The following is a 12,170-nucleotide window of genomic DNA, read 5'->3' as shown; positions in this document are numbered from 1 at the left end:
CTGCAGATCAACGCGCAGAACTGCGTGCACTGCAAGACCTGCGACATCAAGGACCCGACGCAGAACATCGTGTGGGTCACGCCCGAAGGCGGCGGCGGGCCGAACTATCCGAACATGTAAGCCGGGAAACCGCCAAAAAAATGCCGCTTCAAGAAGCGGCATTTTTATTGGCCAGCGGGCGAGGCGTACGTTACCTCGACCCAGCCTCCACCCCGCCTCGCGACGCTCAGGCGTCTCTCACGCGTCGCTCGCCGCGATCTTCGGCGTCGTCACGACAACATCGCCGCACTGCGCACGATGGCGCAGCGCATGGTCGATCAGCACGAGTGCGAGCATCGCCTCGGCAATCGGCGTCGCACGGATGCCCACGCACGGATCGTGGCGGCCGAACGTCTCGACGGTTGCGGCCACACCAGCCTTGTCGATCGAGCGGCGCGGCGTGCGAATGCTCGACGTCGGCTTGATCGCGATCGAAACGGTGACGTCCTGCCCGGTCGAAATCCCGCCGAGCACGCCGCCCGCGTGATTGCCGTGAAAGCCATTGGGCGTGAGTTCGTCGCCGTGGACCGAGCCGCGTTGCGCGACGCTCGCGAAGCCCGCACCGATCTCCACGCCCTTCACCGCGTTGATGCCCATCATCGCGTGCGCGATGTCGGCGTCGAGGCGGTCGAAGAGCGGCTCGCCCCACCCGACCGGAACGCCCGAAGCGACCACGTTGATGCGCGCGCCGATCGAGTCGCCGTCATGGCGCAATGCGTCCATGTAAGCCTCGAGTTGCGGCACGATTTCGGCGTTCGGCACGAAGAACGGATTCTCCGGCACATGCTTCCAGTCGACGAACGGCACGTCGATTTCTCCGAGCGCAGCCATATAGCCTCGCACCTCGACGCCGAAGCGCTCACGCAGCCACTTCTTCGCCACCGCGCCCGCCGCCACGGTCGGTGCGGTCAAACGCGCCGACGAACGGCCGCCGCCGCGATAGTCGCGGATGCCGTACTTCTGCCAGTAGGTGTAATCGGCGTGGCCGGGGCGGAAGGTCTCGGCGATATTGCCGTAGTCCTTGCTGCGCTGGTCCGTATTGCGGATCAGGAGCGCGATGGGCGTGCCCGTCGTCGTGCCCTCGAACACGCCCGAGAGGATCTCGACCTTGTCCTCTTCCTGGCGCTGCGTCACGTGACGCGACGTGCCCGGGCGGCGGCGGTCCAGGTCGTGCTGGATATCGGCTTCGGTCAGCGCCATCCCCGGCGGGCAGCCGTCGATAACGCAGCCGATGGCCGGACCATGGGATTCGCCAAAGGTGGTGACGGTGAAAAGCGTACCGAGCGTATTGCCAGACATGGCAGTCGTCCAATGTGAAGCGGGGAATCCAGCATTATGCCAGCCCGCGTGACGCACCGCCCGGGGTGCATGGCGAGGACCGCGGCATCCCGCGCGCTACCGGCACACTACCAGCACACTACCGGCACGCTACCGGCGCGCTACCGGCGCGCGCCGCGCAGATCGGCGACGCTCTCCTGCAACCGTTCGAGCGTCGCCTCGTCAGGCGCGATCGGCTCGCCCACGGCCAACGTGAGCCGGCTCGTCAGACCTCTGCGCAACGGGCGCGGCAGCACTGATTCCGACTGCCGCGAAAACACGCTGCCCCACAACCCGCGCAGCGCCATCGGCACGACGGGCACCGGCGAGCGCCCGAGAATCTCCATCACGCCGTGGCGAAACGGGTTGAGGTCGCCCGTCTTCGTGAGCTTGCCTTCGGGAAAGATGCACACCAGTTCGCCGTCGGCCAGCGCTTCGGCGCACGCGTCGTACGCACGCGCAAGCCGCGCGGCGTCCTCGTGCGCGGGCGCGACCGGAATCGCCTTCGCATGCCGGAACACCCAGCCGAAAAACGGATGCCGGAAGATCTGGTAATCCATGACGAAGCGGATCGGGCGCGGGCTCTCGGCCATGATGACGATCGCGTCGACGTAGCTCACGTGATTGCAGATCAGCACGGCCGGGCCCTCGACGGGAATGCGCTCCACGTTCACGAGCCGCACGCGATAGAACGTATGCAACAGCACCCACGCGATAAAACGCAGCAGGAACTCGGGCACCAGCGTGTAGATGTACGCCGCGACGACGATGTTGAGCAGCGCCGTCGTGAGAAAAATACCCGGGATGCTGACGCCTGCGCGCGTGAGCGCCATCGCCATCATTGCGGACGCAATCATGAAAAGCGAATTGAGAATGTTGTTCGCGGCGATGATGCGCGCGCGATGGCTCGGCGCGCTGCGGCTCTGGATCAGCGCGTAGAGCGGCACGCTGTAGAAGCCGCCGAACATCGCGAGCAGGAACAGATCGGCGAGCACGCGCCAGTGCGCCGCGACGCCGAGAAATTCGCCGACCGACAGCAGATGCGGCGCCGCGGGCAACGCATGGCTCGCGAAGAAGAGATCGATGCCGAACACGCTCATGCCGATCGAGCCGAGCGGCACGAGCCCGATCTCGATGCGACGCCGCGAAAGCCGCTCGCACAGCAGCGAACCTGCGCCGATGCCGAACGAAAACATGGCGAGCAGCACGGTCACGACGTCGGCGTCGGCCATCAGGACGTCTTTTGCGAAATTGAAGAATGACGCGAGGAACGTCGCGCCGACGAACCACAGCCACGAGATGCCGAGCAGGCTCAGGAACACCGTGCGGTTGCCGTGCGCGAGCCGCAGGTTGCGCCAGGTTTCGGAGACCGGATTCCAGTTGATGCGCAGCCCCGGCTGCGGCGGCGGACAAGGCGGCACGAAGGCCGACACGGTACGCCCGACCAGCGCGAGCACGAGGCACACGGCACCGAGCCACACGGCGCCGGTGCTGGTGCCGCTGCCGATGCCTGCAATGCCCGCTGCGCCCGCGACGCCCGCATCGGACGCGCCCGTTGCACCTGTGGCCGCCGCCACGCCGCCGACGATCGTCCCGAGCAGGATCGCGACAAAGGTGCCCGATTCGACGAGCCCGTTGCCGCCGACGAGCTCATCCGTGGCGAGTTTCTGCGGCAGATACGCGTATTTGATCGGCCCAAACACGGTCGAATGGACGCCCATCAGGAACGTGCACGCATAGAGCAGCGGCGCGTTGTGCAGCCAGAAGCCCGCAGCGCCGACCAGCATCACGGCGATCTCGAAGGTCTTGACCCAGCGCGTGAGCATCGCCTTGTCGAACTTGTCGGCGACCTGGCCCGAGGTCGCGGAAAACAGCACGAACGGCGCAATGAAGATCGCCGAAATGAGGAACGCGACAGTCTTCGGATCGACGCCGGAAAAGCGCGCCGCCTGATACGTGACGAGCGACGTAAAGCCGATCTTGAACACGTTGTCGTTCATCGCGCCAAGAAACTGCGTCCAGAAGAAAGGCGCAAAGCGCCGCTCGCGCAGCAGGCGGAACTGCGACGCGTGAGCCGCGTGTTCGCGTGCGGTGTCTTGCGCGGCGGGGATCGGACGATCGTTCATCGAATGGATTGAAGCTGCGCAAAGTACCGCTGGCAGAGCGCGGGTACACCGCTCGTACAAATCAGGCAGACGTGAAAAAGCGCGCCTGATGCGCGCTTTTTCATACCTGACGCAATAGAAACGTCAAACGCAAACGACGCGGCTCAGCGCGCCGGTTGACGCTCTTCTTCGGGCCAGTCGCGGATATACGCCTTCAGCAGACGGTTCTCGAAGCCCTGCGCTTCCACCACGGCCTTCGCGACGTCGTAGAACGAAATCACGCCCATCAGCCCGCCCTTCTCCATCACCGGCAGATAGCGCACGTGATGTTCGAGCATCATGCGGCGCACTTCGTTGATATCGGTTTCGGGCGTGCAGGTGATGGGGTGATCGTCCATGACCTTGCGGATCGTCGAGGTGCCGAGGCTGCCGCCAGTTGTGCTCAGCGTGAGGATGACCTCGCGGAACGTGAGCATGCCGACGAGATCGCCGTACTCCATCACGACCAGCGAGCCGATGTCGTGCTCGGCCATGGTGCTGACTGCGTCCTTCAACAGGGTGTCGGGCGTGACGGTGTAGAGCACATTGCCCTTGACCTCGAGAATGTCGCTCACGCGCATGATCTGGCTCCTGGAAATCCCGCGAAATGGGGGAGAGATGCTGGAAAGATACCTACCTGTTTTCGATCCTAGCGGAAAGGCCGCCAAAAGGAAAGCCACGGGAAAGCGAACGTACGGGCCGTGCCGCGCCGTTTTGCCGCCGTCGTTCCAACCTCGCGCTGCGCGGCATCCGCTACGGAAAAAATACGTTCGGAACCTCGTTCGCCACCCGCTCGTTGTGCCTGGGCTTCCGCACGGCCCCGGCGATGTTACGATTCCGTCACCTAATCTCGAATGCCGGTCGAGCGCCGGCTGCGCCGCCACGATGCCCGACACCCGTTTCGATACGCTCGCGCTGCATGCCGGCGCGGCCCCCGATCCCGCCACCGGCGCCCGCGCGACGCCGATCTACCAAACCACGTCCTTCAGCTTCCGCGATGCCGATCACGCCGCCGCGCTCTTCAACATGGAGCGCGCCGGGCACGTCTACTCGCGTATCTCGAACCCGACCGTCGCCGTATTCGAGGAGCGCGTCGCCGCGCTCGAGGGCGGCGCGGGCGCGATCGGCACCGCGAGCGGCCAGGCCGCGCTGCACCTGGCAATCGCGACGCTGATGGGTGCGGGTGCGCACATCGTCGCATCGGCGGCGCTCTACGGCGGCTCGCACAACCTGCTGGAATATACGCTTCGGCGCTTCGGTATCGAGACGACATTCGTCAAACCAGGCGATCTCGACGCCTGGCGCGCCGCGCTGCGGCCGAACACGCGCCTGCTGTTTGGCGAAACGCTCGGCAATCCGGGCCTCGAAGTGCTCGACATCGCGGCGGTCGCGCAGATTGCCCACGATCACCGCGTGCCGCTGCTCGTCGATTCCACGTTCACGACGCCGTATCTGCTGCGCCCGTTCGATCACGGCACGGATTTCGTCTACCACTCGGCGACGAAATTCCTCGGCGGCCACGGCACGACGATCGGCGGCGTGCTCGTGGACGGCGGCACGTTCGATTTCGACGCGTCCGGCCTCTTTCCCGAGTTCACCGAACCGTACGCAGGCTTTCACGGCATGGTCTTCACCGAGGAAAGCACCGTCGCGCCCTTCCTGTTGCGCGCGCGCCGCGAGGGCCTGCGTGATTTCGGCGCATGCCTGCATCCGCAGGCGGCCTGGCAACTGCTTCAGGGCATCGAGACGCTGCCGCTGCGCATGGAGCGGCACGTCGCCAACACGCGGCGCGTCGTCGAGTTTCTCGCCGCGAACGAGGCCGTCGAATCGGTCGCCTATCCCGAGCTGCCGGGCCATCCCGATCACGCGCTCGCGCAACGGCTGCTGCCGCGCGGCGCGGGTGCCGTGTTCAGCTTCAACCTGCGCGGCGGCCGCGACGCGGGCAAGCACTTCATCGAGGCGCTTACGCTCTTCTCGCATCTCGCGAACGTCGGCGACGTGCGCTCGCTCGTGATCCATCCCGCCTCGACGACGCACTTCCGCATGGACGCAGCCGCCCTCGCCGCCGCAGGCATCACGGAAGGCACGATCCGCCTGTCGATCGGCCTCGAGGACCCGGACGACCTCATCGACGACCTCAAGCGCGCGCTCAAGGCGTCGCAGAAGGTGTCGCAGAACGCATCACAGAAGACCGCGCCCGGCGCGAGCGCGAAGCGGGCCGGCAAGGAGGCGTCATGATCGTCGACGTGCAAGGCAAACCGGCCTATGCCTACACGGGCGGCCGCCCGTTCGATCCGGCGCTGCCCGCCGCCGTGTTCGTTCACGGCGCGGAGCACGATCACAGCGTCTGGGGTCTGCAATCGCGCTACTTCGCGCATCACGGTTTCAGCGTGCTGGCCGTCGATCTGCCCGGCCACGTGCGCAGCGCGGGCCCCGCGCTCACGAGCATCGGCGCGCTCGCCGACTGGCTCGCCGCACTGCTTGATGCGCTCGGCGTCAAGGAGGCGTTCGTCGCCGGACACAGCATGGGCTCGCTTATCGCGCTCGAATTCGCGGCACGCCATCCGGCGCGCGCGCGCCGCGTGGCCTTGCTCGCAAGCGCCTTCCCGATGACGGTTTCGCCGATGCTGCTCGACGCCGCCCGCGAACGCGAGCCCGAAGCCATCGCGCTCGTGAACCAGTGGTCGCATTCGACGCTCGCAGCCAAACCGTCGAATCCGGGCCCGGGTTTCTGGCTGCGCGGCGTGAATCAGCGGCTCATGGAGCGCGTCTCGGCGCGCAGCGAGCCGTGGCTTTTCCATACCGATTTCGCGGCCTGCAACGATTACGTGGACGGCCTCGCGAGCGCGGCGAAGGTGCGCTGCCCGGTGCGGCTTGTCGTGGGACGGCGCGATGCGATGACGCCGCCGCGCGCGGCGCGCGCGATTGCCGACGCGCTCGCGCAGGCGGGCGTGCCGGTCGATACGGTGACGCTCGACGCGGGCCATGCGCTGATGACGGAGCAGCCCGACGCGACGCTCGACGCGCTCTACGCGTTCGCCGCGCAGCGATAAGTCGAAACAGCGGTAAGAACGCCGGCAAAGACGCCTGGAAAGCCGGCGGGCACTGGCCGTCCGGCCAGGTTGCGCCGCCTCGCCGATCGCCGGAGAATGGGCGTATCCACGGTCCCCTGTGCGGTGTGCGAAGGACGTACCAGGCGCACGCGAAGCACGCCGCCGCGCAAAGGAGGAAGCGATGCAACACGCCACTCACACCGAGCACTTCGCGAATTTCGCGGAGTTCTATCCGTACTACCTGAGCGAGCACCAGCACATCATGTCGCTCCGCCTGCATTTCATCGGCTCGCTGGGCGTGATCGGCTGCGTCGCCATGGCGATTGCCACCGGCAACTGGCTCTGGCTGCCGCTGGCCGTTGTCTGCGGTTATGGGTTCGCATGGGTGGGCCACTACGCATTCGAGAAAAACCACCCGGCCACCTTCCGTCACCCCATCTACAGCCTGATGGGCGACTGGGTCATGTTCTCGGATATCTGCCGCGGGAAGATCTCGCTGTAGCACGTCACGCGCACCAAGGGCTCCGGGCACATCCCGCCGCCCCTGGTGCGCCCTCACCGCACCCTGGCCGTACCTTCAAGCAGCCTGATGCGGCAACGGCGGGCGCGACTGCCCGCTTGCCCCGGCCATATCGTTCATTTCGTCCATTTCGTCCGCGGGGGTGCGCCGCGCCGCCAGAAGCGTGGCGAGCGAGACAGCGAGCTTGTCGTTATCGAGCGCATTGAGCAGCGTATTGGCGTCGATGCCGCTCGACTTCAGATTGAGCCGATAGGCGAGTTCCCGGCGATCGATCACAAAGCGGCCGAACAGGTCGGCCACCGGAATGCGCGCCGGATTCGCGATCAGCAGGAAATGCGGCTTTGCGCCGTCGTTTTCCAGGCGCCCGATGAGTTCGTCCTGTTCCATATCGTCGATAAGCCGCGTCACGGTCGCGAGATCGCGCCTGAGCATCAGCGCGAGTTGCTCCGCCGTGCGGCCGGGCTGCCCCGCTTCGCGCGCGCCGGCCAGCAGCGCGAGCAGTTCGAGCGCGTCGAGCAAATCGCTGCCCGGAAAGCGCGGCCTGCCGTAGCGCCCCGTGCGGATCTCCGGCAGCGCCGACGTGATCATGGCGCCCGCGAGCGTAATGAACCAGCTCAGATACACCCACAGCAGGAACATCGGCGCGAAGGCGAACGCGCCGTAGACCGCCGTGTAAGTCGGAATACGCCGCACGTAAAGGCCGAAGCCGCGCTTCGCGCATTCGAACGCGATGGCCGCCGCGATGCCGCCCACCACGGCGTCGCGCCACTGCACATAGCAGTTCGGCAGATAGACATAGAGGATCGTGAACGCAAGCGCCTCGAGCGGCAGCGCGATGCCTGCCAGCGTCCAGTAGAACAACCCGGAGACATGCTGCTCGGACGCAATGGCGAGCGAGCGCGTGAACAGATACGACGAAATCGAAAGGCTCGCGCCGATCAGGATCGGACCGAGCGTGATGACCGCCCAGTAGACGAGCACGCGCTGTGCGAACGGGCGCGCCTTGCGCACGCGCCAGATCAGGTTGAAGGCGGATTCGACCGTCATCATCGTCATCACCGACGTGACGAACAGCACGATCATGCCCATCGTCGTGAGGCCCTTGGCCTTCGACTCGAACTGGTTGAGGTACTTGAAGATCTGGCTGTTGATCTGCGCGGGCATCAGATGATCGGCGAGAAAGCCCTGCAGCGAATTGTGGAACGAGCCAAAGATCGGAAACGCCGTGAGCAGCGCGAATGCGACGGTCGCGAGCGGCACGAGCGCGAGCATCGTCGTGAACGTGAGGCTGCCCGCAACCTGCGCAATGCGGTCTTCACGGCTGCGCCGCGCGGCGAATCGCGCGAGCCGCTTCGCGCTATCCAGATCGATGCGAGCTCTCGATAACACGTTCATCTGCCTGCCTTTCAGGAAAACCCAGGAAACCCCAGAAAACCCCACGAAAACGATGCGCCGCGTGCGCGGCAAACCCAGCCCTTATAATATCCGGTTCACCGACGAGGCCTATGAAACCGATCCTTGTGCTTTACTACAGCCGGCATGGCGCGACCCTGGAACTCGCGCGCGCGATTGCCCAGGGCATCGACAGCGTCCCCGGCGCCGAGGCCCGCCTGCGAACCGTGCCGCCCGTCTCCACAGTGTGCGAGGCCACCCGGCCGGACATTCCCGACGACGGCCCGCCGTATGCCGAGCTGCGCGACCTCGAAGAATGCGCGGCGCTCGCGCTCGGCTCGCCGACACGCTTCGGCAACATGGCCGCACCGCTCAAATATTTCCTCGACGGCACCACGCCGCAGTGGCTCTCCGGGGCGCTTTCGGGCAAACCGGCGTGCGTGTTCACGTCGACGGCGAGTCTCCACGGCGGCCAGGAAACCACGCTGATTTCGATGATGCTGCCGCTGCTGCATCACGGCATGCTCCTCCTCGGCATCCCCTATACCGAAAGCCTGCTCAACACGACGCAAAGCGGCGGCACGCCGTACGGCGCATCGCATCATGCGCGCCTGGGCGCCCACGGCCTTTCGGCGGACGAAAAAGCGCTCGCGGTCGCGCTCGGCGCGCGGCTTGCGCGCGCGGCGACGGCACTGAGCGAGCGGCCATGAGCGGGCGCAAGAACGTGAACGACAGCGCGAACGCACCTGGCCAAAGCAGTGCAAACGGCAATGCAAACGCACCCGGTCGAAGCAGCGCAAACGGCAATGCAAACGTACCCGGTCAAAGCACCGCAAGCCGCATCGCCGCACTCGGCGCCAGCGTCACGCTCGTTGCGCTCATCATGCTTTGCCTCGCCTGGGAATGGCGGCTCGCTCCGCTGCGGCCGGGCGGCAGCGCGCTCGTGCTGAAGGTGCTTCCGCTCGCAATCGCACTGCCCGGCGTGCTGCGCCGCCGCGTGTATACGCTGCAGTGGGCGTCGATGCTCGTGCTGCCCTACTTCGCCGAGGGCATCGTGCGCGGCATGACCGACCCCGCGCCCGCCAACCTCCTGGCCTGGATCGAGGTCGCACTCACGCTCGGCTTCTTTGTCTGCGCGCTCGTCTACGTCGCGCCGTTCAAGCGGGCGGCCCGGCGTAGCAAGCGCGAGGCGGCGTGAGTTCACGCAATCGGGCCGGTTGCAGCGGTAGCCGCCAGGGCGATACGGGTGTTCATGCGCCCCACCGCGACGGCGCGCGGCTGGCGTGTCACACTGAAGCCTCTGCAGAATCAACCAGCGCCGCGATCGAACATGCGCGCGCGGACAGCCCGAACATCATGAGCCAGGCCAACCTCGATACTTCCTCCGCCTTCCTCGACGCGTGCGCCGCCGCCATCGGCGCCCAGCACGTCCTGACCAACACCCACGACGCCGCACCCTACCTCGCCGACTGGCGCCGCCGCTATCGGGGCGCCGCGCGCGCCGTGCTGTGCCCGGCCGATACCAGCGAAGTCGCCGCCCTCGTCAGGCTCGCGCACGCGCACCGCATCGCGCTCGTGCCGCAAGGCGGCAATACGGGCCTCGCGGGCGGCGCGACGCCCGATGCGTCCGGCCAGCAAGCCGTGCTGAGCCTGCGGCGTCTGAACCGCGTGCGCGACATCGATCCACACAACAACACGATCACGGTCGAAGCCGGCGTGATCCTCGCCGAAGTCCAGGCGCACGCGGACGAAGCCGGGCGTCTGTTCCCGCTCTCGCTCGCCTCCGAGGGCAGTTGCACGATCGGCGGCAACCTGTCGACGAACGCGGGCGGCACCGGCGTGCTGCGCTACGGCAACACGCGCGAGCTGTGCCTCGGGCTCGAAGTCGTCACGCCTGACGGCGAAATCTGGGACGGCCTGCGCGGCCTGCGCAAAGACAACACGGGCTACGATCTGCGCGATCTGTATATCGGCGCCGAAGGCACGCTCGGCGTGATCACGGCCGCCGTGATGAAGCTGCATCCGCTGCCCGCTGCGCGCGTCACGGCGCTTGCGGCGCTCGGCTCCGCCCACGCCGCGCTCGATTTCCTCGCGCTCGCGCAACGCTACGCGGGGCCGCTTCTGACCGGCTTCGAACTGATGTCGGACTTCTGCATGCAGCTCGTCGGACGCCATTTCCCGCAACTGCGCTATCCGTTCGAGCAGCGCCACGCGCAGGTGGTGCTGCTCGAACTCTCCGATAACGAGAGCGAAGCCCATGCGCGCACGCTCTTCGAACGGCTCATGGAGGCCGCGCTGGAACAGGGTGTCGTGGAAGACGCGGTGGTCGCCGAAAGCCTCGCGCAGTCGCAGGCGTTCTGGAATCTGCGCGAGCACATTCCGCTCGCCCAGGCGCAGGAAGGCTTGAACGTGAAGCACGACATCGGCGTGCCGATCTCGCGCATCGGCCAGTTCATCGAGGAAACCGACGCCGACATCGCGCGGGCCGTGCCGGGCGCGCGCATGGTGACATTCGGCCATCTCGGCGACGGCAACCTGCACTACAACGTGCAGGCGCCCGAAGGCGGCGATCCGAAGCGCTTCCTCGCCGACAACGAAAAAACCTTGAACCGCATCGTCTACGACAACGTGGCGCGCCATCGCGGCACGATCAGCGCCGAACACGGCCTCGGGCAACTGAAGCTCGACGAGGCCGCGCATTACAAGAGCCCAGTCGAACTGAAGCTCATGCGTGCGCTGAAAACGGCGCTCGATCCGCTGAACCTCATGAATCCGGGCAAGGTGGTGCGCTAGGCGCGCGCAAGAGGAGACGAAATCGTGAAGATCCGCGTGCTGTCCGACCTGCATCTGGAACACGACGAGCCCGACACAATCCCGCACGCGCAGGCCGATCTCATCGTGCTCGCGGGCGACATTCACAACCACGCGCTCGGATTGCGCTGGGCGGCGGAAACATTCGATCCGCAGGTGCCGGTGGTCTATGTGCCGGGCAACCACGAGTATTACGACGGCGAATTCGGCGCGCTGGAGACGGCGATGCGCGACGCGGCATCGACGCTCGACAACGTGCACTTCCTGAACAATGCGGTGCTCACGGATCCGGCGGGCCGCTGGCGCGTGCTCGGCACGACGCTGTGGGCGGATTTCGCGCTCTTCGGCGCCGACGACGACGCGCGCGCGAACGCCATCGCTGCCGCCGAACGCGTGATGCTCGACTTTCGCGGATTGATCCAGGTTTCGTGGCCGGCGAGCGCCGGCGCGGCGGCGCGCGATTTCACGCCGCAAGATTCGCGCGCGCTGCACGCGCACGCGCGCGCCTGGCTCGAAGCGGAACTGGCAAAGCCGTTCGCGGGCAAGACGATTGTCGTCACGCATCACGCGCCGCATCGGCAGAGCCTCGCGCCGCGCTACGTGGACGATCCCGTGTCTGCGGGTTTTGTCAGCGACCTCGACGCGCTCGTGCGCACGCCCGTCGCGCTATGGGTGCATGGGCACACGCACACCTGCTTCGATTACACGACGCATGGCACGCGCGTCGTGTGCAATCCGCGCGGCTATCGCAGCCGCCGCACCGGGCTGCCGGAAAACCCCGCATTCGTGTGGGACAAGATCGTAGAAATCTGACGAGCCGGGCTGACGTGGTGGCCGTCGCTCGCGAGGCGCGGCGCGCGCCCGCAAGTGCTGGATGACGCTTAAATACGGGTT

General features: G+C 66.5%; 12 protein-coding genes. 8 read left to right on the top strand and 4 right to left on the bottom strand.

Annotation, left to right across the window (positions count from 1 at the left end; translation table 11 throughout):
- The coding region (locus EPN59_RS14050; RefSeq protein ID WP_293046220.1) for a 4Fe-4S dicluster domain-containing protein at nt 1-120 on the top strand (120 nt) is incomplete at its 5' end.
- A 117-nt stretch (nt 121-237) separates the two neighbouring features.
- Here EPN59_RS14050 and aroC read toward each other — a convergent pair.
- The 3 genes from aroC to EPN59_RS14035 form a co-directional block, all read right to left on the bottom strand.
- Nucleotides 238-1,338, bottom strand: coding sequence for a chorismate synthase (aroC, locus tag EPN59_RS14045; protein ID WP_293040897.1), 1,101 nt, complete (start codon nt 1,336-1,338; stop codon nt 238-240).
- Nucleotides 1,339-1,478: 140 nt separating this feature from the next.
- Nucleotides 1,479-3,482, bottom strand: coding sequence for an MFS transporter (locus tag EPN59_RS14040; protein WP_293040899.1), 2,004 nt, complete (start codon nt 3,480-3,482; stop codon nt 1,479-1,481).
- Between the two features lie 143 nt (nt 3,483-3,625).
- Nucleotides 3,626-4,081, bottom strand: coding sequence for a CBS domain-containing protein (locus EPN59_RS14035; RefSeq protein ID WP_293040901.1), 456 nt, complete (start codon nt 4,079-4,081; stop codon nt 3,626-3,628).
- A gap of 304 nt (nt 4,082-4,385) precedes the next feature.
- On the opposite strand from EPN59_RS14035, the gene EPN59_RS14030 reads away from it, so the two are divergent.
- The 3 genes from EPN59_RS14030 to EPN59_RS14020 all read left to right on the top strand — a co-directional run bounded on the left by EPN59_RS14030 (nt 4,386) and on the right by EPN59_RS14020 (nt 7,055).
- On the top strand, nt 4,386-5,738 hold the full coding sequence (locus EPN59_RS14030; protein ID WP_293040903.1) for an O-acetylhomoserine aminocarboxypropyltransferase: 1,353 nt from the start codon (nt 4,386-4,388) through the stop codon (nt 5,736-5,738).
- Complete coding sequence (locus tag EPN59_RS14025; protein WP_293040905.1) at nt 5,735-6,553, top strand: alpha/beta hydrolase; 819 nt, start codon at nt 5,735-5,737, stop codon at nt 6,551-6,553. The genes EPN59_RS14030 and EPN59_RS14025 overlap by 4 nt, the downstream gene beginning before the upstream one ends.
- A gap of 181 nt (nt 6,554-6,734) precedes the next feature.
- On the top strand, nt 6,735-7,055 hold the full coding sequence (locus tag EPN59_RS14020) for a DUF962 domain-containing protein (RefSeq protein ID WP_293040907.1): 321 nt from the start codon (nt 6,735-6,737) through the stop codon (nt 7,053-7,055).
- Between the two features lie 75 nt (nt 7,056-7,130).
- Here the strand turns inward: EPN59_RS14020 and EPN59_RS14015 are convergent, their stop codons facing one another.
- Nucleotides 7,131-8,468, bottom strand: a complete 1,338-nt coding sequence (locus EPN59_RS14015) for a YihY family inner membrane protein (protein ID WP_293046217.1) — start codon at nt 8,466-8,468, stop codon at nt 7,131-7,133.
- A 110-nt stretch (nt 8,469-8,578) separates the two neighbouring features.
- Here EPN59_RS14015 and wrbA point away from each other — a divergent pair, with 110 nt between their 5' ends.
- The 4 genes from wrbA (at nt 8,579) to EPN59_RS13995 (ending at nt 12,089) form a co-directional block, all read left to right on the top strand.
- Nucleotides 8,579-9,175: an NAD(P)H:quinone oxidoreductase gene (gene wrbA / locus EPN59_RS14010; RefSeq protein ID WP_363928564.1), complete on the top strand. Its 597-nt coding sequence runs from the start codon at nt 8,579-8,581 to the stop codon at nt 9,173-9,175.
- Nucleotides 9,172-9,663, top strand: a complete 492-nt coding sequence (locus tag EPN59_RS14005; protein ID WP_293040039.1) for a DUF2069 domain-containing protein — start codon at nt 9,172-9,174, stop codon at nt 9,661-9,663. The genes wrbA and EPN59_RS14005 overlap by 4 nt, the downstream gene beginning before the upstream one ends.
- Nucleotides 9,664-9,821: 158 nt before the next feature.
- Nucleotides 9,822-11,258: an FAD-binding oxidoreductase gene (locus EPN59_RS14000; protein ID WP_293040041.1), complete on the top strand. Its 1,437-nt coding sequence runs from the start codon at nt 9,822-9,824 to the stop codon at nt 11,256-11,258.
- Nucleotides 11,259-11,282: 24 nt separating this feature from the next.
- On the top strand, nt 11,283-12,089 hold the full coding sequence (locus EPN59_RS13995; RefSeq protein WP_293040043.1) for a metallophosphoesterase: 807 nt from the start codon (nt 11,283-11,285) through the stop codon (nt 12,087-12,089).
- The last annotated feature ends 81 nt before the right edge of the window (nt 12,090-12,170 follow it).

It is taken from the genome of Paraburkholderia sp. (assembly GCF_004298475.1).
In the GTDB taxonomy this organism is placed as follows: domain Bacteria; phylum Pseudomonadota; class Gammaproteobacteria; order Burkholderiales; family Burkholderiaceae; genus Paraburkholderia; species Paraburkholderia denitrificans.
The sequence above is the reverse complement of the archived record's forward strand: the minus strand, read 5'-3'. Positions and strand labels throughout refer to the sequence as shown.